This window comes from Bradyrhizobium sp. 25ACV (genome assembly GCF_054863005.1).
Genome location: NZ_JAVAYO010000005.1, coordinates 241,086 through 264,062, shown reverse-complemented (window position 1 = coordinate 264,062; position 22,977 = coordinate 241,086). Strand labels below are relative to the sequence as shown.

The window sequence follows — 22,977 nt, the reverse complement described above, 5'->3', positions numbered from 1 at the left end:
CCGCGATTACAGACGCCTGAGCGCCACGTTCTCCACGGTGTGGTCGGCGCCCTTCTTCAGGATCAGCGTCGCGCGAGGGCGGGTCGGCAGGATGTTGTCCTCGAGATTGGCGAGGTTGGTGCGCTCCCAGATCGCGATCGCGGTGGCAGTGGCTTCCTCGTCCGACAACAGCGCGTAGCGGTTGAAGTAGGACTTTGGATTGGTGAATGCGGTGTCGCGCAGCGCCAGGAAGCGCTTGATGTACCATTGCCGCAGCGGGGCTTCGTCGGCGTCGATATAGACCGAGAAATCGAAGAAGTCGGAGACCACGGGCACCGCCTTGCCGTCACGCGGCAGCTTGCCGGTCTGCAGCACGTTGACGCCCTCGACGATCAGGATGTCGGGCTGGTCGATCTCGGCCCACTGGTTGGGCACGATGTCGTAGGTCAGATGCGAATAGACCGGCGCACGCACATGGCGGCGGCCGGACTTGATATCGGAGAGGAAGCTGAGCAGCAGCGGCAGGTCGTAGCTTTCCGGAAAGCCCTTCTTCTGCATGATGCCCTGCCGGTCGAGCACGGCGTTCGGATAGAGGAATCCGTCGGTGGTGATGAGTTCGACCTTCGGGCGCGGCGACCAGCGCGCCAGCAGGGCCTGGAGCACGCGGGCCGTGGTGGATTTTCCGACCGCGACCGAGCCGGCGACGCCGATGATGTAGGGCACCTTGCGGTCGCGGATGTTGAGGAACTGGCGCTCCGCATAATACAGGCGCTGCATCGCATCGACATAGATCGAGAGCAGGCGCGACAACGGAAGATAAATATCCTCGACTTCCTTGAGATCGAGGCGATCGTGCAGCGAGCGCAGCCGGTCGAACTCGCCCGGCTCCAGCGTCATCGGCGTATCGTCGCGCAGACGCGCCCACTCCTCGCGCGAATAGATGCGGTACGGATTATACTGCTGCTCGGGTGCGCGGATATCCATAACGCGACCTTTCCGTTGCGGCTTATACTAGCCCTTACGCGACGCTTTCTCTTCCAACCCTGACATATTCGTACGCTTGTCGAGCGCCGCTTCGACCTCTTCCAGCTTTACGCCACGGGCCTTCAGCAGGACAAGGAAGTGATAGAGCAGGTCGGCACTCTCGGCGATCAGATGCGCGCGATCGTTTTCGACTGCTGCGATTACGGTTTCGACTGCTTCCTCACCGAACTTCTTGGCGCAATGCTCGGCGCCCTTGTCGAGGAGCTTGCGGGTATAGGACGCTTCGCCGCCGGCCGCCGCGCGGGCGTCGATGGTCTCGGCCAGATCGTGGATCGTGAAACGCGGCATCGGAATTACTCGGAAACACGCTTGGCAACACACTTGGCCACGGAGGCCATTCCCCGCTACCTCATGTAGCACTTTTATGTACGGGAGTCGTCAGGCATCGAGGCGCATGGCCAGTCCGCGCCGGGCCATGTGCTCCTTGGCTTCGCGGATGGTGAATTCCCCGAAATGGAAGATCGAGGCGGCCAGCACGGCCGTGGCGTGGCCGTCGCGGATACCGTCGACGAGGTGGTCGAGATTGCCGACGCCGCCCGAGGCGATCACGGGCACGGCAACGCTATCGGCGATCGCCCGGGTCAGCGGGATGTCGAAGCCCTGCCTCGTGCCGTCGCGGTCCATCGAGGTGAGCAGGATTTCACCGGCGCCGAGCGAGACCACTTCCTGGGCGTATTCGATCGCGTCAATGCCGGTCGAGTTGCGGCCGCCATGGGTGAAGATCTCCCAGCGGTCCCCGCCGGGGCGCTTGACGCGCTTGGCATCGATCGCGACCACCACGCACTGCCCGCCGAATTTTTCCGCCGCTTCCTTGACGAACTCGCGCCGCGACACCGCGGCGCTGTTGATCGAGACCTTGTCGGCGCCGGCGCGCAGCAGCGTCTTGATGTCGTTGACCTCACGCACGCCGCCGCCGACGGTCACGGGCATGAAGCAGGCTTCCGCCGTGCGCCGGACCACGTCCAGCATGATGCCGCGGTTCTCATGGGTCGCGGTGATGTCGAGGAACGTAAGCTCGTCGGCGCCGGCGGCATCGTAGGCGATCGCGGCTTCGACGGGATCGCCGGCATCTCGGAGATCAACGAAGTTGACGCCCTTGACGACCCGTCCGTCCTTGACGTCGAGGCAGGGGATCACGCGCACCTTGAACATGTGTCAGCTCCCAGGCGCGCGCGCGTTGCGGATCAAGGTGAGGGCGGCGGCTGGATCGAGCCGGCCGTCATAGAGCGCGCGGCCGGCAATCGCGCCGGCGAGCTTCTTCGCGCGCGGCGTCAGCATGGCTTTCACATCTTCGATCGAGGCGAGGCCGCCTGAGGCGATCACGGGAATCGAGATGGCGTCGGCCAGCGCAATGGTCGCATCGAGATTCAGGCCCTTGAGCAGGCCGTCGCGCGCGATGTCGGTGAAGATGATGGCGGCAACGCCGGCATCCTCGAAGCGCTTTGCGATCTCCAGCACGGTCACTTGCGAGGTCTCGGCCCAGCCCTCGACCGCGACCTTGCCGTCGCGCGCGTCCAGCCCGACCGCGACGCGGCCGGGGAATTTTTTCGCCGCAGCCTTCACCAGTTCCGGATCGCGCACCGCGGCGGTGCCGATGATGACGCGGGTGATGCCCTTGTCGAGCCAGGCCTCGACGGTCGCGAGATCGCGAATGCCGCCACCGAGCTGCACCGGGATCTTGATCGTCTTCAGCATCGCCTCGACGGCCTCGGCATTCACCGGCTTGCCGGCAAAGGCGCCATCGAGGTCGACGACGTGGAGATACTCAAAGCCCTGCACGACGAAGCTCTGCGCCTGCGCCGCCGGATTGAGGTTGAACACGGTCGCGCGCGCCATGTCGCCTTGCTCGAGGCGCACGCATTGGCCGTTCTTGAGGTCGATCGCAGGGAAGAGGATCACGGTTTCCATCGCAAAAAGTTCGAGATCAGAGCGAGGCCAAAACGCTGGCTCTTCTCGGGGTGGAATTGGGTGCCGATCGCGGTGTCCTTGCCGACGATCGCGGTGACGGCCCCGCCGTAGTCGGCGCGCGCGAGCACGTCCGCCTCGTTGGCAGCATTGAGGTGGTAGGAGTGCACGAAATATGCGTGCTGGCCCTTGGGGCCGAGCGGCAGCTTGTTCAGCACCGGATGTTCCTGCAGCACGTCGAGCGTGTTCCAGCCCATGTGCGGGATCTTCAGGCTCTCGTCGCGCGGCGTGATCTTCTCGACGTCGCCGCCGATCCAGTTCAGGCCATCGGTCGTGACGTGCTCCTTTCCACGGGTCGCCATCAGCTGCATGCCGACGCAAATGCCGAAGAACGGCCGCGCCTTGACCCGCACCGCTTCGGTGATCGCCTCGACCATGCCGTTGACGGCGTCGAGCCCGCGCCGGCAATCGGCAAAGGCTCCGACGCCCGGCAGCACCAGACGGTCTGCCTCGTAGGCCTGATCGGGATCGCTGGTGACGAAAACCTTCTGCGGATTTTCGAGGCTGCGCGCGGCGCGCTCGAAGGCCTTGGCGGCGGAATGCAGATTGCCGGAACCGTAATCGATGATGGCGACGCTCATCTTGACCCTCCCGGTTCTGGAAACAACCCGATGATGCCGCCGGCCGGAATCGGCGGCGGGTTCGAGAATGGCTGACCCGGCACGCTGCGGGTCGGCGGCGGGCCACCGCGATCGACGGCCCATTGATCGTTGACGATGCCGTGCTGCTTCTGGCTCCAGCGCTCGAAGAAGCGGCGCTCGGCGGTGTCCTCGTCATCGCCAACCACCACGTCGAGCTGCCGCCATTTGCCGCGCGACAGCGTCCAGCGGCGCAGGCTCGAGGCCTCGAAGCCCATCAGCAGCGCGACGATGAGATCGGCGAAGAAGATCGAGCCGCGTCCGACGCCGAGGCTCGACAGTCCGGCGTTGAACGCTGCGACGAAAACCACCCAGCCGATCAGCGCCAGCCACAGCCGATTCCACAGCAGCCAGAACGGACCGAGGATCATCGCCCAGAAATGGAATCCGTCGCGCACGAACACGAACTTGTCGGTCGCGCGCAAATCGGCTCCGGCCGGGGAGGGAGCATGAATTGTGTAGACAGGCATGGTGGATGCCCCGTTCCTAGGAATTCAGTGATGCCGCAGGCGGCGCGCAGCCGCCGGCCGAAAGACGTCAGCCGCCGAGCGAGCCCTTGGTGGACGGGATTTCTCCCGCCGCTTTCGGATCGATCGCGACCGCGGTGCGCAGCGCCCGCGCCAGGCCCTTGAAGCAGGACTCGGCGATATGGTGGCTGTTATCGCCATATAGGGTCTCGACGTGGAGAGTCACGCCGGCGTTCATGGCGAAGGCCTGGAACCACTCGCGCACCAGCTCGGTGTCGAACTCGCCGATCTTGTCGCGGGGGAAGTCGGCCTTGAACACCAGGAACGGGCGGCCCGAGATGTCGATGACCACGCGCGACAGCGTCTCGTCCATCGGCATGTGGACGCCGGCATAGCGGGTGATGCCCGCCATGTTGCCGAGCGCCTGCTTGACCGCTTGGCCGAGCGCGATGCCGGTGTCTTCGGTGGTATGGTGGTAATCAATGTGCAAATCGCCCACCGCCTTGACCGTGAGGTCGATGCGGGAGTGGCGGGCGAGGAGATCGAGCATATGGTCGAAAAAGCCGATGCCGGTCGCGATATTGGCCACGCCGGTGCCATCGAGGTTCACGGAGACCTCGATGTCGGTTTCCTTGGTCTTGCGCTTGATCGTCGCGGTGCGCATTGAAACTAGCTCTCATCCTGGCTCGGGGCCGAAAACGCCGGTCTTTTAACAGCCAAATGACGCCTTCGCTACCGCGGGATCGCCTTGGCTGGCCGGCACTTCCACCTATGGTGAGCGAATTGGGGCCGGAGCGGCCCGTTGTGCCCAGGTTGTCCCCTTGCCTCCGACCGCCTAAATCAGGCCGGACAACGAGGTACTTCATGCAGGATTCCCAGAACAGCTCGCCGGGCTGGCACGGCACCACGATTTTGACCGTCCGCAAGGGCGGCAAGGTGGTGGTCGGCGGCGACGGCCAGGTCTCGATCGGCCAGACCGTGATCAAGTCCAACGCCAAGAAGGTCCGGAAACTCGGCAAGGGCGACGTGATCGGCGGCTTTGCCGGCGCGACCGCCGATGCCTTTACCCTGTTTGAGCGGTTGGAAGCCAAACTCGAGCAATATCCGGGGCAGCTGACCCGGGCTGCGGTCGAGCTGGCCAAGGACTGGCGCACCGACCGTTATTTGCGGCGGCTGGAGGCCATGATGATCGTGGCCGACAGGGACGTCTCCCTGGTGCTGACAGGCACCGGCGACGTGCTCGAGCCCGAGGCCGGCGTGATGGCGATCGGCTCCGGCGGCAATTACGCGCTGGCGGCGGCACGGGCCCTGCTCGACACCGACAAGGACGCCGAGACCATCGTCCGCCGCTCCCTCGACATCGCCGCCGACATCTGCGTCTACACCAACCGGAATCTCACCATCGAGAGCCTGGCAGCGGGATAGCTTATGGCGCCCGCCTACACCTTCCGCCCGATGACTGCGGCCGACATGCCGATGATCCGGCGCTGGCTGGACGCGCCGCATGTCGCCGAATGGTGGCATGATCCGGAGACGCTCGAGCTCGTCGGTGGCGACCTCGAGCATCCTGACTTGGCGCAGTTCATCGTCAGCCTTGACGGCCGGTCGTTCGCCTATCTGCAGTGCTACCAGATCGGCGATTGGCATGTCAGCTTCGGCCCGCAGCCCGCGGGCACCCGCGGCCTCGATCAGTTCATCGGCGAGGCCGACATGCTCGAATGCGGCCATGGCTCGGCTTTCATCCGTGCATTCATCGACCAGCTCTTTGCCCGCGGCGTGCCACGCATCGTGATCGACCCCAGCCCCGCCAATCCGCGCGCAATTCGTGCCTATGAGAAAGCTGGATTCGTGCCGCAGCACGAGATCGTTACGCCCGATGGTCCCGCACTCCTAATGATCCGAGAGCCATGACGCTTGCCGCAACCTCCACCGTCAAGACGGCGTTTCCGCCGCTCGCCTGGGCCGGCATCGCGCTGTTGCTGCTGGCGCTGCAGGCCGCGATCCTGTTCGGCATGGGGCGGGTGCCGATCTGCACCTGCGGCTATGTCAAGCTGTGGCACGGCGTGGTGAACAGCTCGGAGAACTCCCAGCACATCGCCGACTGGTACACCTTTTCCCATGTTCTGCACGGCTTCCTGTTCTATGGCCTCACCTGGCTGCTGTTCGCGCGATTGCCGTTGCTGTCTCTGTCCTGGCCGGCTCGACTGATCATCGCCATGCTGATCGAAGGCGCCTGGGAGATCGTCGAGAACTCGCCCTTCATCATCGAGCGCTACCGCGCCGGCACGATCTCGCTGGATTATTTTGGCGACAGCATCGTCAATTCGGTCTCCGACAATCTGGCCATGGTGCTGGGGTTCCTTGCCGCACGCGCGCTGCCTGTCAGTGCGACCGTCCTGATCGGGCTCGCCTTCGAGATCATGCTGGCGCTGCACATTCGCGACAATCTGACGCTCAATATCCTGATGTTGATCCATCCGATCGAAGCCGTGAAGCAATGGCAATCGGGTCCGCCCATCATCTGACCTAAAAAGCGACTTGTCCTTAACCGCCTCCCGCCCTAGCTAGACAGACATGACAGACTTCTCTCCCCGCGAAATCGTTTCCGAACTCGACCGTTTCATCGTCGGCCAGGCCGACGCCAAGCGCGCCGTCTCGATCGCGCTGCGCAACCGCTGGCGCCGGCAGCAGCTTGAAGGCTCGCTGCGCGAAGAGGTGCTGCCGAAGAACATCCTGATGATCGGCCCCACCGGCGTCGGCAAGACGGAAATCGCGCGGCGGCTCGCCAAGCTCGCCAATGCGCCGTTCCTGAAGGTAGAAGCGACCAAGTTCACCGAGGTCGGTTATGTCGGCCGCGACGTCGAGCAGATCGTGCGCGATCTCGTCGAGGTCGCGATCGCCCAGGTCCGCGAGAAGAAGCGCAAGGACGTGCACGCTCGCGCGCAGCTCGCCGCCGAGGAGCGCGTTCTCGATGCGCTGGTCGGTGCCAATGCCAGCCCTGCGACGCGTGAATCCTTCCGCAAGAAGCTGCGTGCCGGCGAGCTCAACGACAAGGAAATCGAGATCGAGACGCAAGGCGGCGGCAGCGGTATGCCGATGTTCGAGATCCCGGGCATGCCGGGCGCGCAGATGGGCGCGATCTCGATCGGCGACATCTTCGGCAAGTTGGGGGGCCGCAGCAAGACGCGGCGGCTGACGGTTGAGGGCTCGCACGAGATCCTCGTCAACGAGGAATCCGACAAGCTGCTGGACACCGATCAGCTGACGCTGGAGGCGATCAACGCGGTCGAGAACAACGGCATCGTGTTCCTCGACGAGATCGACAAGATCTGCGCGCGCGAAGGCCGTGCCGCCGGCGACGTCTCGCGCGAGGGCGTGCAGCGCGATCTGTTGCCCTTGATCGAGGGCACCACGGTCTCGACCAAGCACGGCGCCGTCAAGACCGACCACATCCTGTTTATCGCCTCCGGCGCCTTTCACGTCGCAAAGCCGTCGGACCTGCTGCCGGAATTGCAAGGCCGCCTGCCGATCCGCGTCGAATTGCAGGCGCTGACCCGCGACGACATGCGCCGCATCCTGACAGAGCCCGAGGCCTCGCTGATCAAGCAATATGTCGCCTTGATGCAGACCGAGGGCGTGACGCTCGACATCACCGACGGCGCCATCGACGCGCTCGCCGACGTCGCGGTCGCCGTCAATTCCACCGTCGAGAACATCGGCGCGCGGCGGCTGCAGACCGTGATGGAGCGGGTGCTGGACGAGATCTCCTTCACCGCCCCCGACCGCAGCGGCGAGACCGTCAAGGTGGATGCGGATTTCGTGCAGAAGCACGTGGGTGATCTCGCCAAGAACGCCGATTTGAGCCGGTTCATTTTGTAATTTCGGGCGGTCACGCTATTGATGCGGCGTGACCGTACCCATCCTGCAAAATCCCTGGCGGCTGCTGCTCGCGATCAACGCCGCGGTTATCGTCGGCGTGTTCGTTCACAAGATCCAGCTGCCGCCTTACGTCCCCTACATCCACCTCGTGGTCGACTACCATTTCGGCTTCATCAAGCGCGCGCTGATCGGGGCGATCGTCGCGCTGTTCACGGCCAAGGTGCCGGTCTGGTCGGTGTTCGCGATCGGCGGGGTGACGTGGCTGGTGACGCTCGGCCTATACGCAAGGCTGTTTCAGAAGAGCTTTGGCTTCACCGCGAAGACGCTGCCGCTGTTTGTCTTCGTCGCGGGCTCACCGTTCTTCCTGAAGAACTTCATGCACACGCTCGGCCATTTCGACATCTATGGCTGCGCGCTGGCAATCGTCCTCTTGCTGATGCCGGCAAGGTCTCTGCTGTTCGTGGCCACAGCTGCGCTGTTCTCGATCATTCTCGTGCTGATCCACCACATTCATCTGCTGATGTATGTGCCGACGATCGTCACCATCGTCGTGATCAGGCACTATCTCGCCTGCGGGCTCAATCGCGGCAATGTCGCCTTCGGCATCGTCGCCCTGCTCATCGTTGCAGTGCTGTTCTTTGCGGCGCAATTTTTGGGAACGATGCCGATCCCGGAAGCGGATTTCGTCGCCTATCTGAAGAGCCGGATGGCCGATCCCTCGCGAACCGACCTGCTGCAATTCGCCTATATCTGGTACCAGCCGCTGTCCAAGGAGGTCTCGGACACCTGGGGGCGCCTGCCGCACAACATCCTCGGCGTGCCTGTGTTCGCGCTGCTGATCTGGCTGCACACGCCGCTGTGGAGCTATTTTGCCAAGCTGATCGCCGCGCTCGCAAACGAGACGCACCGCCGCCTCGTGCTCGCGGCACTGATCGGAATCAGCCTCGCCTATCTCGTGATGTTTGCGATGGTGTTCGACTATTCGCGCTGGATCTCGAACTGGGCGGTCTGCATGTTCCTGCTCCTGCATGCCGTGAAGATGCTGCCGGCCGCGCAGGAGACAGCGCTGATTCCGGCAGAGGATCAGAAGACCAATATCTTCGGCTTGATCCTCACGCTGATCCCGCGCGTCGGAATCATCCGGCCGTTCTAAAACCTCGCCCGCCTGATCCGCACGTACAGCGCGCCCTCGCCGCCATGGCCGATATGCGCCGTCTCGAAGCCGACGACGAAGGCGCGGAATTCCGGCAGGCTCAGCCATTCCGGCACCAGGCGGCGCAGCACGCCGCTTTCGCCGCCGCTGCGGCCCTTGCCGGTGATGACGAGCACGAAGGTCAGGCCGTCGTGATGGGCGCGGTGCAGGAATCCGGTCAGGGCGCGATGCGCGCGCGTCTGGGTCATGCCGTGCAGATCGAGCCGCGCCTCGATCTCGCTGCGGCCGCGCGACAGTTTTGTGCGCTCGCGCTTGCCGAGCGGCGCCAAAGGCGGGACGGCCGGTTTTGCGGCGCGCGGCGCCGGTGCAGCAGCGACCGGCCGTGGCGATGACGCAGGCCGCGTGACGGGTGCTGCGGGCAAGGGCTCGGCGCGCGGAGCGACATGCGCCTTCGCCGCGCGGTGCTTCCTCAGCGGCTTGACCTGTTTGGCAACGACCTCCCACAGCGCGCGCTCCTCCTCGCTCAGCGCGCGGCGGCGCGGCGAGGGGCGAGGCTCCAGCACGGGCGGACGGGACGATCGCTTCATTGCTGCCGATGGGGACGTTTCTTTACCGGCCGCTGCGGTTCGGAAGCAGGCTCGATCACGGGACGTGGCGCCGGCAGCGGGACTGGACCCGCGATGGCGACCGTGTCGCTCTTTGTGTCCGCGGCGCCGGCGGCAGCAGCCGGCTTCGCCGTCCCCCTCCCGGGATCGGTTTGCGGAAACAGCTTGGCGATCTTCTCCGAGGGGCGCGGATCAGGCACCGGCAGCCGCGCGCCGCGCGCCGAGGGATCGAGGCCCTTCGGCACCAGCATCACGAAATGCATGGGATGGCGCAGGCGTCCGGAGACGCGGCCGGCTTCCTGACCGGCGCCGAAAAACAGATCGGCGCGCGCGGGGCCGATGATGGCCGAGCCGGTATCTTGCGCGATCATCAGCCGATGGAACGGCGTCTTGGCGCGTTCGGACTCGATCGGCAGCTCGCCCTCAATGAAGAACGGCGTGCCGTAGACGTGCAGCGCCTTGTCGACCGCGATCGAGCGCCCGGCCGTCAGCGGAATGCCCTGCGCGCCCACTGCCTCGTCCTTGTCGGAGAGGTTGACCTCGCGGAAGAAGATATAGGCGCGGTTCGCGCGGCGCAGCTCCTTGGCGCCATCAGGATTCTGCGTCATCCATTCCCTGATCTTCTGCATCGACATCTCTTCCTTCGGAATGATGCCGCGCTCGATCAGGATGCGACCGACGGCGGTGTAGGGATAGCCGTTATAGGCGTCGTAATTCAGCCGGACCGTGCCGCCGTCGTCGAACTTGATCCGCGCCGAACCCTGGATCTGCGCGAACAGCAGATCGGTCGGATCCTTCAGCCAGGCGATCTCCAGCCCGCGGCCGGCGATCTTGCCGTCCTCGATCTCGCCGCGGTCGTAATAAGGCACCAGCTTGCGGCGGCCGATCTTGCGATAGACCGGACCCTTGTTGGGCAGGCTGACCGAATCCTGCTTGTAGCCACGCACGAACAGATTCGAGGGACGGCGGTAGACCGGAACATTGTAGACGTCGGTCTGCGTGCGCGATCCCTCCAGCACCGGCTCGTAATAGCCGGTGACGAAACCGTCGGGCTCGCCGAGGCGCGAGATCCGCAGCGGCGCGAAATTCTCCTCGAAGAAGGTCTTTGCTTTGGCGTCGTCGGTGAGCTCGAGCGATTTCGCCGCCCGGCAAGGCTCGCTCAGCGAACCTCCCAAGGCCTTCGGTTCGGCTGCGCTGGTCTGCGCATTGATCGGCTTGCAGCTGGCGCGGAACGTCTTGTACGCCGCGAGATGATTGTCATCGCTCCAGCCCTTCACATCCGCCCAGGCCAGCGGCAGATATTGCGCGCCCGGAATTTCGAACGGCAGCGGGAGCTGCGGATAGGGCAAGGCCCGCGGCGGAGCCGCAGGCAATTGCGGGGGATGATGGTGATGGCTGCGATAGTGGCGCCGCGCCGCCTCGGCGCCGAGCGAAAACGACGACAGCACGACGACACCTGCGCAAAGCGCCGTCGCGCCGGTCTTCAGATAGACCTTAATTCGCGCTTCCGGTGCCAACCAGCTTCCAGTTCGGATCGCGAGAGGTGACGTCGCGGGCGAAAGTCCAGATGTCGGTGATGTCGGCGACCGTGTCGGCGCTGCCGTCGACGATGTTGCCGGCCTTGTCCCGGGTGGCCGAGATCATCTGCGAGACGAAGCGGATCGTGAGCTGGGCGGTACGGTCGCGCAGCTCGGCGCCGACGAGCTCGGCCTTGTCGATCGAGACGAAGCGGGTCTCGGTCTTCTGCTCGTTCTTCTCGCGTTCCTTGATCGCGGCTTCGAAGCTGTCATAGACGTCCGACGACAACAGGTCGCGCAGCGCGCGGCGGTCGCCATTGGCAAAGGCCAGCACGATCATCTCGTAGGCGCCGCGGGCGCCCGAGATGAAATGACGCGGGTCGAACGTGGCATCCTTGTCGACGATGGCATCCAAGCCCTGCGCCAGCGCAGTGCCCGGCTCGGTCAGGCCCTTCCAGCGATCGGAGGGCGGGGTCGGCTCGGCCGTCGGCGCCAGCGGGGCCTGGTCGATCACCTTGCCCGGCATGGTCACGACGTTGTTGTCCTGGGCACCCCCGAGCGCATTGCGGGCGGCAGTCCGATCGAACGGCGGCCGCTCGTTGCCGGTACGCTGCCCGAGCACGCTGCGCAGCCGCAGAAAGATGAAGACCGCCAGCGCCAGGAAGATGATGGTGTAGATGTCCACGTCGGATTCGCTTTCTGGTCTTTGCTCTGGGTCTTCGCTTTGGGGTCGTCGCCGGGAAAATCAATCCGGCCAGTAGACCGTTCCATACGGGAACGGCAAGTCTACATCACCATTTTAGGTCCGCGTCAGGTCCGTGGGATGTAGGCACGAAATCTTGCCGGGCCAATGGCGCCTTTTGGCACAGCACCGAGTGTAGCGCGTTTTATGCTTAAGGGGAAACCCGATCCTGCCCGGAAATCGCGCATCTTCAATCATTTAAGGCGCAGTTTTACGGAAAAGGCAGGATGAACGCGGCAGTTGCGGCGCGGCCGGAATCCCGCCTCCGGGACCGTTCGTCCTTGTGGAATGAGGCGGCCCTATGTTAGCCAACCGCCGCGAAATTCAGCCCAAATCGGGTAAGGAGAGACTCTCATGACCAACGGTAACGGCACCCCTCCCGAGGCGGCCCAGGCTCCCCAGCTCAACGTGCTGGCGCAATATACCAAGGACCTTTCGTTCGAAAATCCGAACGCGCCCAGCTCGCTCCAGCAGCAGAGCCAGCCCCCCCAGATCAACATCCAGATCAATGTCAGCGCTAACAATCTCAGCGAACAGGAGTTCGAGGTGACGTTGTCGGTCGAAGGCAAGGCCGAGACCGCGGGCAAGATCATGTTCTCGTTCGAGCTCGCCTATGCCGGCGTGTTCCGTATCGCCAACGTGCCGAAGGAGAATCTGCATCCGCTGGTCATGATCGAGTGCCCGCGCCTGCTGTTCCCGTTCGCCCGCGAGATCATCGCGACGGCCGTGCGCGACGGCGGGTTCCCGCCCCTGATGCTGGATCCGGTCGACTTCGTCGGCCTCTATCGTCAGAACATGGAGCGGCAAATGGCCGCTCAGCCGAGCGGCCAGGCCTAACCGGCCGGAGGAGCTGGAGCGGGCAAAAACTCGTTCCAGATCGCCTTGTCGCCGAGCGTTGCGATGAAGGCCTTGTGGGCCTCGCGTTCGGCATCGGAAACCCGCGGCGCGAGCGGCACCAGTCGCTGCCGCCGCGGCGCATCGCCAGCCGCATTGACGCGAATCTCCTGAGCGTCCGACGCCAGAAGCAGCTGCGACTGCCGCGCCCCGACCAGATCGACATAGACCTCGGCCAGCAGCTCGGCGTCGAGCAGCGCGCCGTGCTTGGTGCGGTGTGAATTGTCGATCGCATAACGCGAGCAGAGGTCATCGAGCCGGTTGGACACGCCGGGATGCTTGCGGCGCGCCAGCAGCAGCGTATCGACCAGCCGCTCGCGCGGGATCGCCGCGCGCTTGATCTTGTCGAGCTCGGCATTGATGAAGCCGATGTCGAACGAGGCGTTGTGGATCACCAGCGGCGCATCGCCGATGAACTCCAGAAATGCATCGGCAACCTCGTGGAACAACGGCTTGGTCGACAGGAATTCGGCCGACAGCCCATGCACCGCAAAGGCTTCCGCCGGCATGTCTCGTTCTGGATTGATATAGACGTGGTACGTCTGTCCGGTCGGCATGCGATTAAGGATCTCGACGCAGCCGATTTCGACCAGACGATCGCCGCGTAGCGGATCGAGGCCGGTGGTTTCGGTATCGAGAACAATTTCGCGCATGTCTTGAGATCAGTGTCGTGAGGGCCGTGTGAGGCGGCGAATCAGGTTCGCCGCTGCGGCATCTTAACGACCTCGGCCAGGATGTGGGCGATTTGCGCGCGCACCGGTTCAAGTCCGTGCGACGTATCCACCACGAAATCGGCCCGCTTGCGCTTTTCGGCGTCGGGCGTCTGCTTGGCGATGATCGCATCGAGCTTGGCCTCGTCCATGGTGCCGCGCGCCAGCACCCGCTCGCGCTGGAGTTCCGGCGAGGTCGAGACCACGACCACGGCGTCGACGCGCTTCTCGCCGCCGGTCTCGAACAGCAGCGGGATGTCCAGCAGCACGACCGGCGCCTTGGCGGCTTCCGCCTCGGCAAAAAACTTTTGCCGGGACGCGCCGAGCATCGGATGGACGATCTGCTCGAGCTGCTTGATCGCGGCCGGATCGTGCACCACGCGCGCCGACAGTTTTGGCCGATCGACCTTGCCATTCACGGTGGTGCCGGGAAAGGCGGCCTCGATCGCGGGAGCCGCTTCGCCCTCATAGAGCTGATGCACGGCAGCATCGGCGTCGTAGACGGGCACGCCGGCCTCCGCGAACAGTTTCGCAGTGGTGGATTTTCCCATCCCGATCGAGCCGGTCAGTCCCAGGATCCGCATCAGCGCTCAGCCCTGTCTGTCATTCACACCGCAACTAGCCGTTCGCGTCGCAAGAACGCAAGCAGTGGCAGCAGCGGCAGGCCGAGAATGGTGAAATGATCGCCCTCGATCCGCTCGAACAGATGGATGCCCAGGCTTTCCAGCTGATAGGCGCCGACGCTGGTGGTGACGGCGTCGCCGGCAGCGTCCAGATAGGCTGAAAGCTCGTCCTCGGTCATCTCGCGCATGGTCATACGTGCGACCGCGACGTCTTCGAAAACAATCTTGCCGTCATGCGCCACGGCCACGGCGGAATTCAGCTCATGGCTGTTGCCGGCGAGATCGCGCAATTGCGCCAATGCCTGCGGACGGCCTGCGGGCTTGTTGAAAAGACGGTTGCCAAGAGCCAGTGTCTGATCGGCCCCGATCACGTAGCTTCCGGGATGATTGGCCGAGATCGCCTTGGCCTTTTCGCGTGCCAGCAGCAGAGCGATCTCGCGCGGATTTGAAAGCGCTGAAGCGGCTTGAATACCGCGCTCGTCGATATCGGCGGTAACAGCCTTGAACTCCAACCCGGCATTGGCCAGCAGCATTTTTCGGGCGCTGCTTTGCGAGGCCAGGATCAACGGAGATTTGCCGAGCCACAGACCCATCGCGAAAGCTATCCGGAAGGCCGGTTGCGCTGGCGATCGCTGTAGAGCTTCATGATCGCCGCCGCGGTTTCCTCAATCGAGCGTCGCGTGACGTCCAGCAGCGGCCAATCATGCTTGGCGCTGAGCTTGCGCGCAAACGCAACTTCCTCGGTGACCGACTGCCTGTCGGTATAGGTGTCGTTGCCGGAATCGGTTCCCATCGAGAGCAGGCGATTCTGACGGATCTGGATCAGGCGTTCCGGCGTCGCGTGCAGGCTGACGACCAGCGGCCGCGTCAGCGTCTCCAGTTGCGAGGGCACCGGAATGCCGGGAACCAGCGGCACGTTGGCGGTGCGGATGCCGCGATTGGCCAGATAAATCGACGTCGGCGTCTTCGAGGTGCGGGACACGCCGACCAGGACGACATCGGCATCGTCGAGGCCTTCGACATGCTGACCATCGTCATGGATCATGGTGTAGTTCAGCGCATCGATGCGCTTGAAATATTCCGCGTTGAGGACGTGCTGGGCGCCGACGCGGCCGGTGGTCGCAGCCCCGAGATAGGCTTCGAACAGCTGCATCACCGGGCCGATGATCGACAGGCTCGGAACATTGATCTCCTTGCACTTGTCCTCAAGCCTGGAGACCAAATCCTTCTCCAGCAGCGTGAACAGCACGATCCCCGGCGCTTCCTCGATCTCGTCGAGCACGCGGTCGAGCTGCTTCTGGCTGCGCACCAGCGGATAGACGTGCTCGACCGGGGTGACGTTGGCGTATTGGGCCGCAACCGCCCGTGCCACGGTGATCAGCGTCTCGCCGGTGGAGTCGGACACGAGGTGCAGATGGAAATAATTGTTCGAGGTTGGCACGAAAACTCTTTGGATGAAGGCGGGGTGATTTGTGGATTTCTGTGGAGCTTAACCCCTCGGAAAGGGTTGTGCGACACCAGGGGCGGGACAAGTGCCAATTTTCTTCACACCGCTGCCCGTCAGGACAAGTCCGGCGCCCTCGCTGCAGGGAAACGGGATTGCGCGGACAACCCCCTTGATAAGCTGCCGACAGAAAGGCGCAAGCCTTTGAAGCTGGCCGACTTATCGCAAGTCGCCAGAGCGATCAGGGATATGTTGATGGATGTGAACAAGCGCGCGTGAACGCGCGGACGGAATTGTGTGAGTCCAATCCACGGTCACATAGACTCAAACCTTAAGAATCTAAGATTCTAGATTTGAGGAAGGCGCTACGGACGGATATGTGTGCAGGCTAGACCTTAACGAGTTCTTACTATCCCCAGCGTTCCCTCGGCTGGGTCAGAAATCCGGACGCGGAAAATGTTTGAAGACGTCTATCTCTGGATCAAGGCGCTGCACGTGATTGCCGTCATCGCCTGGATGGCGGGCATGCTCTATCTGCCGCGGCTGTTCGTTTATCACAGCGAGGCCGAAATCGGCTCGAAGCAGTCCGAGACGTTCAAGATCATGGAACGCCGGCTGCTCAAGGCCATCATCAACCCGGCCATGACCGTCACCTGGCTCGCCGGGCTCTATCTCGCCTGGTCCGGCCATTGGTTCTCATTCGGCTGGCTGCACGTAAAACTGGCACTGGTCCTGGCGATGTCGGCGGTCCACGGCTTTTTTTCCCGCTGGCTGAAGGATTTCGCTGCCGACCGGCGCCCCCGGACCCAGAGATTCTATAGAATTATCAACGAGGTGCCGACCGTTCTGATGATTTTCATCGTCATTATGGTGATCGTGAAGCCGTTCTAGGCGAGGCGCGCGACGATTAGCTCAGCGCTTCGGCTTGCGGAGAAGGGAGCGATTTTCTATATTGTCGCTATCCCACCCAACGCAGGCGGATGTGGTTGTGTCTGAGCTTTCCAGAGGCCGGACACCGCATCAGGTTTGAAGCCTCATCGGCACTTAACCTTGCCAGACCTGCGGACCTTATCTTCTCACGTCCGCATTTCAGAGCCTCCTCGCACCCCTCCCAAGGTTACCCCACAGGACCACCCCAATGCGGGAAATTAAACTCGAAGACCTCAAGTCCAAAACGCCGGCCGAGCTCGTCTCGTTCGCGGAGGAGAATGGGGTCGAGAATGCCAGCACCATGCGCAAGCAGGAGCTGCTGTTCGCCATCCTCAAGCAGCTCGCGCTCGCCGAGACCGATATTGTCGGCCAGGGCGTCGTCGAGGTTCTCTCCGACGGCTTCGGCTTCCTCCGCTCGCCCGATGCGAATTATCTGCCGGGCCCGGACGACATTTACGTTTCGCCGTCGCAGATCCGCCGTTTCGGCCTGCGCACCGGCGACACCATCGAAGGCCACATCCGCAGCCCGAAAGAGGGCGAGCGCTACTTCGCGCTGCTGAAGGTCAACACGCTCAATTTCGAGGACCCGGAAAAGGCCAAGCACAAGGTCAATTTCGACAACCTCACGCCGCTGTTTCCAAATCAGCGTTTCCGCATGGAGATCGACGATCCGACGCGGAAAGACCTTTCTGCACGCGTGATCGACATCGTCGCGCCGATCGGCAAGGGCCAGCGCGCCTTGATCGTCGCGCCGCCGCGCACGGGTAAAACCGTGCTGATGCAGAACATCGCGCACTCGATCACGCATAATCATCCCGAGTGCTATCTGATCGTGCTGTTGATCGACGAGCGTCCGGAAGAAGTCACGGACATGCAGCGCTCGGTGAAGGGCGAGGTGGTGTCGTCGACCTTCGACGAACCGGCGGTGCGTCACGTCCAGGTCGCCGAGATGGTGATCGAAAAAGCCAAGCGCCTGGTCGAGCACGGCCGCGACGTCGTGATCCTGCTCGATTCGATCACACGCCTCGGCCGCGCCTACAACACCGTGGTGCCGTCATCCGGCAAGGTGCTGACCGGCGGTGTCGACGCCAACGCGTTGCAGCGCCCGAAGCGCTTCTTCGGTGCCGCCCGCAACATCGAGGAGGGCGGCTCGCTGACCATCATCGCGACCGCGCTGGTCGATACCGGCAGTCGCATGGACGAAGTCATCTTCGAAGAGTTCAAGGGCACCGGTAACTCCGAGCTGATCCTGGACCGCAAGGTCTCGGACAAGCGCACCTTCCCGGCGATCGACATCTCGCGCTCCGGCACCCGCAAGGAGGAGCTCATCACCGATCCGCAGGTGCTCAAGAAGATGTACGTGCTCCGCCGCATCCTCAACCCGATGGGCACGATGGACGCGATCGACTTCCTGCTCGACAAGCTTCGTTCGACCAAGAGCAATTCGGAGTTCTTCGACTCCATGAACACTTGAGTGCAGTGCAACAAGAAATCAGAGGGCGCCTTCGGGCGCCCTTTTTCGTTGTGCGCCTTTGCTGCGGCAACGGTGCAGCATGGAGCAGTGTCAAAGCGTAGATCGGAGTTTCTCGGAAGATGTTGATTTATCTACATAATGCTTGAAATTGGCTGGCGGACCTTTCTCGAGCGACGAGGTTTTTGCAGCAAATTGCCGAGCCGTTATTGCATTGCAATACGATCTTTGCTGCGGCAAAGGCGCAGCAAAACAGACGCGCCGCTGTCGAGGAACGGGCCGTTTGCCTTTTCGTCGCGAGCCGGACAAATAGGCCATGCATCCGCGAGACCAGACCATCTTTGCGCTGTCGTCCGGCCGGGCGCCGAGTGCGATCGCCGTGGTGCGCGTCTCGGGTCCACAGGCCGGCCTGGCGCTGACGACCTTGGCGGGGAAGCTGCCGGCGCCGAGGCGGGCCAGCCGCCGGCTGCTTCGTGACGGCGCCGGCCAGCCGATCGACGATGCGGTGGTGCTGTGGTTTCCGGGGCCGGCAAGCGCGACCGGCGAGGACGTCGCCGAATTCCACGTTCATGGCGGCCGCGCTGTGCTCTCGGTGCTGTTCGCTGCTATTTCTGTAATTCCGAATACTCGTGCCGCCGAGCCAGGCGAGTTCACGCGGCGCGCCTTCGAGAATGGCAAGCTCGACCTCACCGAAGCCGAGGGCCTCGACGATCTCATCCACGCCGACACTGACCGCCAGCGCCGTCAGGCACTGCGCCAGTTGCAGGGGCTGCTCGGCGATCGCGCGCGCGACTGGCGCGAGCGCATCATCGAGGCCTCGGCGCTGATCGAGGCCGGCATCGATTTTTCCGATGAGGGCGATGTGCCGGCAGAGCTGAGGGCGCCGGCAGTGAAAGCGATCGAGGCCCTGCACGACGAAATCACAAAAGTCCTTGCGGCACAGGGACATTCTGAACGTCTGCGCGAGGGCCTCGTGGTCGCGATCGCGGGCGAGCCGAATGTCGGCAAGTCGACGCTGATGAATCAGCTCGCGCGCCGCGAGGTCGCGATCGTCTCGCCGCATGCCGGCACGACGCGCGACGTGATCGAGGTCCAGCTCGATCTCGATGGCTATCCCGTCACGGTGATCGACACCGCCGGCATTCGCGAGACCGATGATCCGGTCGAGCAGGAGGGCGTGCGCCGCGCGCGAGCGCGGGCCGAGGACGCCGACCTCGTGCTGTGGCTGGTGGAGGGGGAGCAGGCCGTCGATCCCAGTGCGATGCGGTCCCTTCGGAAATCCGGAGACGGGGATCGGTCGGAGGGGTCTGTCTGGCTCGTCCGTAACAAGATCGATCTCGGGGGCCGGGGCATCAAGCCGAGCGGCGAGTTCGGGATCTCGGCAAGGCGGGGTGATGGCATCCCCGAGCTGGTGGATGCGCTGGTGATATACGCTGGCGAATTTTTCGGAACCACCGAGGGAGCGCTGGTAACCCGGGCTCGCCAACGGGACCTGTTGGTCCGGGCGTCAGAGAGCTTGCGCCGGAGTCTGGACCTTGTAGAAGACGGCGAGGAGCTGGCGGCCGAGGAGCTGCGAGCGGCGGCTTATGCCCTTGGTCGGTTGCTGGGCCGGGTGGATGTCGAAGACGTCCTTGGAGCCATCTTCCAAAAGTTTTGCATCGGAAAGTAAGTCTAGTTCTTCATTGTAGAACTAGCGCTTGTTCCATTCCTTGTGTGCACGTGAAAGATCCCACCGCTCGGCTAGGTCTGTCGGGGAACCCTGGCCTCCTGGATGGGGAAGGGAGGCAGCGATCCGGGGCCCGTTCGGCGCTCGATCCGGCCGCGCGCCAGACTGTTTCACGTGAAACACTGCTCGACTGAGAGCGAGCGTCGCCTCGGGAGTTCCAGTCTCTCCGTGCGCAACTGACCGCTTCGGGTTGCTGCTCTCGCCTTGTCATTGAGAGGCCCCCTTTGCGACGAAGCAATCCAGGCTACCTTCCAGGAAGGGATTCTGGATTGCTTTGCTCGCTCGCGATGGAGTGTGTGGCGAGGCCAGCGCACCACCGGCCCGTACCTTGTTGGGTCTGATTCATTTCACGTGAAACACGAGCCAATTCAATGTCACTTCTACTGTGCATGGGGTTGTTTTCGCGAAATCGCTTCGGCTCCCTGGTCCGTGTTTCACGTGAAACATCCGCTCCCCAGTTTCTTCTTCCGGCTTTCCCCACACTGAGCTAGAAGTTCGGCCATGCGAACAGAGCGAGAGAGCTTCGACGTCATCGTGATTGGCGGCGGCCATGCCGGCTGTGAAGCCGCGGCCGCCTCTGCCCGGATGGGCGCAACGACCGCTCTGGTGACGCATCGTTTTTCCACCATCGGCGCGATGTCCTGCAATCCCGCGATCGGCGGTCTCGGCAAGGGTCATCTGGTTCGCGAAGTCGATGCACTGGACGGTCTGATGGGTCGCGTCGGCGATGCCGGCGGCATCCAGTTTCGCGTGCTCAATCGCCGCAAAGGTCCCGCCGTCCGCGGTCCTCGGGCCCAGGCCGATCGGAAGCTCTATGCCGCCGCGATGCAGGCCGCGATCCGGCAGACCGAAGGTCTCTCGGTCATCGAGGGTGAGGCTGACGAGCTGATCGTGGCCGATGGCCGTGTCATCGGTCTCCGTCTGGCCGATGGCCGTGAGCTTCGGGCAGGGGCTGTGGTTGTCACCACGGGCACCTTCCTTCGCGGTCTCATTCATCTCGGTGAGAAGAACTGGCCGGCCGGCCGCGTCGATGAGGCGCCCGCCATGGGTCTTTCCGCTTCCTTTGAGCGCGCCGGCTTCACCCTGGGACGCCTCAAGACCGGCACTCCGCCCCGTCTGGACGGCACCACGATTGACTGGTCGGCGGTCGAAATGCAGCCCGGCGACGAGCCGCCGGAGCCGTTTTCGGTGATGACCGAGCGGATCACGACCCCGCAGATCCAGTGCGGCATCACCCGGACGACGGCCGCGACCCATGAGGTGATCCGGGCCAATGTCCATCGCTCGCCGATGTACTCCGGCCAGATCAAGAGCTCTGGTCCGCGCTATTGCCCCTCGATCGAGGACAAGATCGTCCGCTTCGGCGACCGCGACGGTCATCAGATCTTCCTGGAGCCGGAAGGCCTCGACGACAGCACCGTCTATCCCAACGGCATCTCGACCTCGCTGCCGGAGGAGGTCCAGCTCGCGATCCTCGCCAGCATTCCTGGCCTGGAGCGGGTCAAGATGGTCCGCCCGGGCTATGCCATCGAATACGACCACATCGATCCCCGCGAGCTCGATCCGACCCTGCAGACCAAACGTCTGGGCGGCCTGTTCCTGGCCGGACAGATCAACGGCACCACCGGGTATGAAGAGGCCGCCGGGCAGGGCATCGTGGCCGGCCTGAACGCGGCACTGGCTGCGAGCGGTGCCACATTGACCGTGTTCGACCGCGCCGACGGCTATCTCGGCGTGATGATCGATGACCTCGTGACCCGCGGGATCAGCGAGCCCTATCGGATGTTCACCTCCAGGGCCGAGTATCGCCTGACGCTGCGGGCCGACAATGCCGATCAGCGCCTGACCGAGAAGGGCATCGCCTTGGGGTGCGTCGGCAGTGCCCGGACCCAGCATCATCGCGCCAAGATGGACGCCCTGAACGCGGCCAGGGCCCTCTCGAAGTCGCTGGCGATCACCCCGAACGAGGCGATCAAGCACGGACTGTCCCTGAACCGGGATGGCCAGCGCCGGTCGGCGTTCTCGCTGATGGCCTATCCGGATATCGGCTGGAGCCAGGTCCGCGCGATATGGCCGGAGCTGTCCGCCATCGATCCGGTTATCGCCGTCCATCTCGAGATCGACGCCAAGTACGATGTCTACCTCGAGCGCCAGAGTGCCGACGTCGAGGCCTTCCGGCGCGACGAGGGGATGGTCCTGTCGGAGGTCGATTACCAGCAGGTGCCCGGGCTCTCCAACGAGGTGAGGGCCAAGCTGGAGAAGGCGCGGCCGTTCACCGTCGGGCAGGCTGGCCGGATCGACGGCATGACGCCGGCTGCACTCGGCATCCTCGCGGCCTATCTCCGGCGCGAAGCACGCAAGACCTCGAAAGCGATTGCATAGGCGTTTCACGTGAAACAACGCGGGCCGGCAGGCGGTAGATCTTCATCGCAACGACCTGAGGCGGGCGAGGGAGCAGGACGGCGGGCCGCGCCGTCACAGCCCGGACCAAAGATCGACAAGGCCAGCGCCAACGATCAATCACTCGATGCGATCATCGCCGCTGACAAGATCGCGGCGCTCAAGCTCGCCCCCGTTTCACGTGAAACGGAAGCCCGGCTTGATCGCTACATCACACTACTGCGGGAGTGGCAGGCCAAGACCAATCTGGTCGCGCCCTCGACCTTGCCGCAGCTCTGGACCCGGCACATCGCCGACTCGCTCCAGCTCGTCGATCTCGCGCCCGCCGCAAAGCGCTGGGCTGACCTCGGCAGCGGCGGCGGCTTTCCCGGCGTCGTGCTGGCCTGCGCCATGGCCGGGACCCCGGGCGCCAGCGTCCATCTCGTCGAGCGAATCGCCAAGAAGGCAGCCTTTTTGCGCGAAGCAATTCGCGTCACCACATCTCCGGGAGTCGTACATCTCGCTGAGATCGGGGATAATGTGGATAGAATCACCGGCCCCGTCGATTGCGTCACCGCGCGTGCGCTGGCTCCGCTACATCAACTCATCGGCTTTGCGGAGCCGCTAATGCGCCAGGGCGCAAAGGCGTTATTTCTCAAGGGACAAGATGTAGAGGCTGAATTGACCGAAGCCTCTAAATATTGGAGTATCGAGCCTCGACTCCACCAAAGCCGCACGGGTGACGGCTGGATCGTGGAGCTCGATGCCGCCGAACGGCGCAGCTGAGGCGCTCAGGGGTTGAGTGGGGAAA

The 22,977-nt window shown here is 63.7% G+C and carries 25 protein-coding genes; 11 read left to right on the top strand and 14 right to left on the bottom strand.

The window, feature by feature from the left end:
- Positions 1–6: 6 nt before the first annotated feature.
- The 7 genes from coaA to hisB form a co-directional block, all read right to left on the bottom strand.
- A complete protein-coding gene (gene coaA, locus RAD04_RS14035) occupies positions 7–963 on the bottom strand; it encodes a type I pantothenate kinase (RefSeq protein ID WP_028139389.1) in 957 nt (318 codons plus the stop codon).
- 27 nt (positions 964–990) lie between these two features.
- On the bottom strand, positions 991–1,311 hold the full coding sequence (locus RAD04_RS14030; protein WP_018323522.1) for a phosphoribosyl-ATP diphosphatase: 321 nt from the start codon (positions 1,309–1,311) through the stop codon (positions 991–993).
- Between the two features lie 90 nt (positions 1,312–1,401).
- Positions 1,402–2,175 carry an imidazole glycerol phosphate synthase subunit HisF gene (gene hisF / locus RAD04_RS14025; protein WP_461624248.1) on the bottom strand — a complete coding sequence of 258 codons (774 nt, stop codon included), beginning with the start codon at positions 2,173–2,175 and terminating at the stop codon, positions 1,402–1,404.
- Positions 2,176–2,178: 3 nt separating this feature from the next.
- Complete coding sequence (gene hisA, locus RAD04_RS14020) at positions 2,179–2,922, bottom strand: 1-(5-phosphoribosyl)-5-[(5-phosphoribosylamino)methylideneamino]imidazole-4-carboxamide isomerase (RefSeq protein ID WP_461624403.1); 744 nt, start codon at positions 2,920–2,922, stop codon at positions 2,179–2,181.
- Entirely contained in the window at positions 2,919–3,569 is a 651-nt protein-coding gene (hisH, locus tag RAD04_RS14015) for an imidazole glycerol phosphate synthase subunit HisH (protein ID WP_461624247.1), read from the bottom strand. The genes hisA and hisH overlap by 4 nt, the downstream gene beginning before the upstream one ends.
- Positions 3,566–4,096, bottom strand: coding sequence for a DUF2628 domain-containing protein (locus tag RAD04_RS14010; RefSeq protein ID WP_461624246.1), 531 nt, complete (start codon positions 4,094–4,096; stop codon positions 3,566–3,568). The genes hisH and RAD04_RS14010 overlap by 4 nt, the downstream gene beginning before the upstream one ends.
- Before the next feature lie 67 nt (positions 4,097–4,163).
- Complete coding sequence (gene hisB, locus RAD04_RS14005; RefSeq protein WP_018323527.1) at positions 4,164–4,757, bottom strand: imidazoleglycerol-phosphate dehydratase HisB; 594 nt, start codon at positions 4,755–4,757, stop codon at positions 4,164–4,166.
- 200 nt (positions 4,758–4,957) lie between these two features.
- On the opposite strand from hisB, the gene hslV reads away from it, so the two are divergent.
- Genes hslV through RAD04_RS13980 form a run of 5 tightly spaced genes read left to right on the top strand, consistent with a single transcriptional unit; the run spans position 4,958 to position 9,125 of the window.
- Complete coding sequence (gene hslV / locus RAD04_RS14000) at positions 4,958–5,518, top strand: ATP-dependent protease subunit HslV (RefSeq protein WP_461624245.1); 561 nt, start codon at positions 4,958–4,960, stop codon at positions 5,516–5,518.
- A 3-nt stretch (positions 5,519–5,521) separates the two neighbouring features.
- Positions 5,522–6,004, top strand: coding sequence for a GNAT family N-acetyltransferase (locus RAD04_RS13995; RefSeq protein WP_461624244.1), 483 nt, complete (start codon positions 5,522–5,524; stop codon positions 6,002–6,004).
- A complete protein-coding gene (locus RAD04_RS13990) occupies positions 6,001–6,618 on the top strand; it encodes a DUF2585 domain-containing protein (protein WP_461624243.1) in 618 nt (205 codons plus the stop codon). The genes RAD04_RS13995 and RAD04_RS13990 overlap by 4 nt, the downstream gene beginning before the upstream one ends.
- A gap of 49 nt (positions 6,619–6,667) precedes the next feature.
- Positions 6,668–7,972 carry an ATP-dependent protease ATPase subunit HslU gene (gene hslU, locus RAD04_RS13985; protein WP_104461915.1) on the top strand — a complete coding sequence of 435 codons (1,305 nt, stop codon included), beginning with the start codon at positions 6,668–6,670 and terminating at the stop codon, positions 7,970–7,972.
- A 28-nt stretch (positions 7,973–8,000) separates the two neighbouring features.
- A complete protein-coding gene (locus RAD04_RS13980; protein WP_461624242.1) occupies positions 8,001–9,125 on the top strand; it encodes a hypothetical protein in 1,125 nt (374 codons plus the stop codon).
- On the opposite strand, the gene RAD04_RS13975 is transcribed toward RAD04_RS13980, so the two are convergent.
- From RAD04_RS13975 to RAD04_RS13965, 3 genes are read right to left on the bottom strand one after another with little or no spacing between them, the layout of a single operon-like run.
- On the bottom strand, positions 9,122–9,712 hold the full coding sequence (locus RAD04_RS13975) for a Smr/MutS family protein (protein WP_461624241.1): 591 nt from the start codon (positions 9,710–9,712) through the stop codon (positions 9,122–9,124). The genes RAD04_RS13980 and RAD04_RS13975 overlap by 4 nt on opposite strands.
- The gene (mltA, locus tag RAD04_RS13970) at positions 9,709–11,247 is read right to left on the bottom strand and encodes a murein transglycosylase A (RefSeq protein WP_461624240.1); all 1,539 of its coding nucleotides are present in this window, start codon (positions 11,245–11,247) and stop codon (positions 9,709–9,711) included. Before mltA ends, RAD04_RS13975 begins: the two co-directional genes overlap by 4 nt.
- Entirely contained in the window at positions 11,225–11,932 is a 708-nt protein-coding gene (locus tag RAD04_RS13965; protein ID WP_028139379.1) for a Tim44/TimA family putative adaptor protein, read from the bottom strand. Before RAD04_RS13965 ends, mltA begins: the two co-directional genes overlap by 23 nt.
- Positions 11,933–12,343: 411 nt before the next feature.
- Here RAD04_RS13965 and secB point away from each other — a divergent pair, with 411 nt between their 5' ends.
- Complete coding sequence (gene secB / locus RAD04_RS13960) at positions 12,344–12,826, top strand: protein-export chaperone SecB (protein ID WP_018323536.1); 483 nt, start codon at positions 12,344–12,346, stop codon at positions 12,824–12,826.
- On the opposite strand, the gene dnaQ is transcribed toward secB, so the two are convergent.
- From dnaQ to RAD04_RS13940, 4 genes are read right to left on the bottom strand one after another with little or no spacing between them, the layout of a single operon-like run.
- Positions 12,823–13,536 (bottom strand): DNA polymerase III subunit epsilon, encoded by a 714-nt coding sequence (gene dnaQ / locus RAD04_RS13955; protein WP_179732480.1) that lies wholly within the window; start codon positions 13,534–13,536, stop codon positions 12,823–12,825. The two genes, secB and dnaQ, sit on opposite strands and share 4 nt — an antisense overlap.
- A gap of 41 nt (positions 13,537–13,577) precedes the next feature.
- On the bottom strand, positions 13,578–14,177 hold the full coding sequence (gene coaE / locus RAD04_RS13950; RefSeq protein ID WP_461624239.1) for a dephospho-CoA kinase: 600 nt from the start codon (positions 14,175–14,177) through the stop codon (positions 13,578–13,580).
- Positions 14,178–14,200: 23 nt separating this feature from the next.
- On the bottom strand, positions 14,201–14,809 hold the full coding sequence (locus tag RAD04_RS13945; protein ID WP_461624238.1) for a Maf family nucleotide pyrophosphatase: 609 nt from the start codon (positions 14,807–14,809) through the stop codon (positions 14,201–14,203).
- Positions 14,810–14,817: 8 nt separating this feature from the next.
- Positions 14,818–15,657 (bottom strand): pyruvate, water dikinase regulatory protein, encoded by an 840-nt coding sequence (locus RAD04_RS13940; protein WP_018323540.1) that lies wholly within the window; start codon positions 15,655–15,657, stop codon positions 14,818–14,820.
- A 459-nt stretch (positions 15,658–16,116) separates the two neighbouring features.
- Here RAD04_RS13940 and hemJ point away from each other — a divergent pair, with 459 nt between their 5' ends.
- From hemJ to rsmG, 5 genes are all read left to right on the top strand, one after another.
- Positions 16,117–16,551, top strand: coding sequence for a protoporphyrinogen oxidase HemJ (gene hemJ, locus RAD04_RS13935; RefSeq protein ID WP_461624237.1), 435 nt, complete (start codon positions 16,117–16,119; stop codon positions 16,549–16,551).
- 247 nt (positions 16,552–16,798) lie between these two features.
- A complete protein-coding gene (gene rho, locus RAD04_RS13930; RefSeq protein ID WP_008133567.1) occupies positions 16,799–18,064 on the top strand; it encodes a transcription termination factor Rho in 1,266 nt (421 codons plus the stop codon).
- 313 nt (positions 18,065–18,377) lie between these two features.
- Positions 18,378–19,730 (top strand): tRNA uridine-5-carboxymethylaminomethyl(34) synthesis GTPase MnmE, encoded by a 1,353-nt coding sequence (gene mnmE / locus RAD04_RS13925; RefSeq protein WP_461624236.1) that lies wholly within the window; start codon positions 18,378–18,380, stop codon positions 19,728–19,730.
- A 558-nt stretch (positions 19,731–20,288) separates the two neighbouring features.
- Positions 20,289–22,169, top strand: coding sequence for a tRNA uridine-5-carboxymethylaminomethyl(34) synthesis enzyme MnmG (gene mnmG / locus RAD04_RS13920; RefSeq protein ID WP_461624235.1), 1,881 nt, complete (start codon positions 20,289–20,291; stop codon positions 22,167–22,169).
- A gap of 150 nt (positions 22,170–22,319) precedes the next feature.
- On the top strand, positions 22,320–22,952 hold the full coding sequence (gene rsmG / locus RAD04_RS13915; RefSeq protein ID WP_461624402.1) for a 16S rRNA (guanine(527)-N(7))-methyltransferase RsmG: 633 nt from the start codon (positions 22,320–22,322) through the stop codon (positions 22,950–22,952).
- The last annotated feature ends 25 nt before the right edge of the window (positions 22,953–22,977 follow it).

Excerpts from the sequence above, each read along its gene's own strand:
- coaA (WP_028139389.1), bottom strand. The coding sequence starts at position 963 with ATGGATATCCGCGCACCCGAGCAGCAGTATAATCCGTACCGCATCTAT.
- RAD04_RS14030 (WP_018323522.1), bottom strand. The coding sequence starts at position 1,311 with ATGCCGCGTTTCACGATCCACGATCTGGCCGAGACCATCGACGCCCGC.
- hisF (WP_461624248.1), bottom strand. The coding sequence starts at position 2,175 with ATGTTCAAGGTGCGCGTGATCCCCTGCCTCGACGTCAAGGACGGACGG.
- hisH (WP_461624247.1), bottom strand. The coding sequence starts at position 3,569 with ATGAGCGTCGCCATCATCGATTACGGTTCCGGCAATCTGCATTCCGCC.
- RAD04_RS14010 (WP_461624246.1), bottom strand. The coding sequence starts at position 4,096 with ATGCCTGTCTACACAATTCATGCTCCCTCCCCGGCCGGAGCCGATTTG.
- hisB (WP_018323527.1), bottom strand. The coding sequence starts at position 4,757 with ATGCGCACCGCGACGATCAAGCGCAAGACCAAGGAAACCGACATCGAG.
- hslV (WP_461624245.1), top strand. The coding sequence starts at position 4,958 with ATGCAGGATTCCCAGAACAGCTCGCCGGGCTGGCACGGCACCACGATT.
- RAD04_RS13995 (WP_461624244.1), top strand. The coding sequence starts at position 5,522 with ATGGCGCCCGCCTACACCTTCCGCCCGATGACTGCGGCCGACATGCCG.
- RAD04_RS13990 (WP_461624243.1), top strand. The coding sequence starts at position 6,001 with ATGACGCTTGCCGCAACCTCCACCGTCAAGACGGCGTTTCCGCCGCTC.
- hslU (WP_104461915.1), top strand. The coding sequence starts at position 6,668 with ATGACAGACTTCTCTCCCCGCGAAATCGTTTCCGAACTCGACCGTTTC.
- RAD04_RS13975 (WP_461624241.1), bottom strand. The coding sequence starts at position 9,712 with ATGAAGCGATCGTCCCGTCCGCCCGTGCTGGAGCCTCGCCCCTCGCCG.
- secB (WP_018323536.1), top strand. The coding sequence starts at position 12,344 with ATGACCAACGGTAACGGCACCCCTCCCGAGGCGGCCCAGGCTCCCCAG.
- dnaQ (WP_179732480.1), bottom strand. The coding sequence starts at position 13,536 with ATGCGCGAAATTGTTCTCGATACCGAAACCACCGGCCTCGATCCGCTA.
- coaE (WP_461624239.1), bottom strand. The coding sequence starts at position 14,177 with ATGCGGATCCTGGGACTGACCGGCTCGATCGGGATGGGAAAATCCACC.
- RAD04_RS13945 (WP_461624238.1), bottom strand. The coding sequence starts at position 14,809 with ATGGGTCTGTGGCTCGGCAAATCTCCGTTGATCCTGGCCTCGCAAAGC.
- hemJ (WP_461624237.1), top strand. The coding sequence starts at position 16,117 with ATGTTTGAAGACGTCTATCTCTGGATCAAGGCGCTGCACGTGATTGCC.
- rho (WP_008133567.1), top strand. The coding sequence starts at position 16,799 with ATGCGGGAAATTAAACTCGAAGACCTCAAGTCCAAAACGCCGGCCGAG.
- mnmE (WP_461624236.1), top strand. The coding sequence starts at position 18,378 with ATGCATCCGCGAGACCAGACCATCTTTGCGCTGTCGTCCGGCCGGGCG.
- mnmG (WP_461624235.1), top strand. The coding sequence starts at position 20,289 with ATGCGAACAGAGCGAGAGAGCTTCGACGTCATCGTGATTGGCGGCGGC.